Here is a 512-nt window from a genome sequence, read left to right on the forward strand (position 1 = left end):
ACAGATTGCGCCCCGAGAGTACCGTCGGGCCACACCTCCGATCGTGAGCCGCGACTTCATGGCCGATCTTATGAGGGTCTATGCTATAGACCAGAATGAACGATACGCGCTCTTGTTGCAGCCTCAGTTCGAGGGGTGGCATGTTTCGCAAAAAAACCGTCGATGAGATCGCGGTCGCCAATCTGGAAACAGCATCAGATCAAATCGAAATCCAGCCTCCAAAGCACAAAGGCACTGGCGGTTATTTTACGCTACAGACCTACGATGGTTTCGATGCAGTGCGCTTGCTGCTCCCACGTTGTATGGCTCGTGTCCGGCAGGCGCTTCGAAGTTCCATGCTATTTGCCGGTATCCCCAATCGCGACTTCCTGGTCGTTTGGACGCCAGATTTTTCTCGACGTAGCGCCTTCGCGACTTTGATCGCCAGGGATATCACACTCCAGCCGCAACCGCTGACAAGAGCGCTCTTCGTTGTGTCAGACATTGGTACGCGGCTCGCCAACTCAGACGGG

The 512-nt window shown here is 55.1% G+C and carries 1 protein-coding gene; it reads left to right on the plus strand.

Going from position 1 to position 512, the window contains the following annotated elements:
- Window positions 1–140 precede the first annotated feature (140 nt).
- Window positions 141–512 (plus strand): hypothetical protein (locus tag MKK69_RS00295; protein ID WP_243964644.1); only part of this gene is annotated, 372 nt, incomplete at its 3' end.

Source organism: Methylobacterium sp. J-026, assembly GCF_022829585.1.
Lineage (GTDB): Bacteria > Pseudomonadota > Alphaproteobacteria > Rhizobiales > Beijerinckiaceae > Methylobacterium.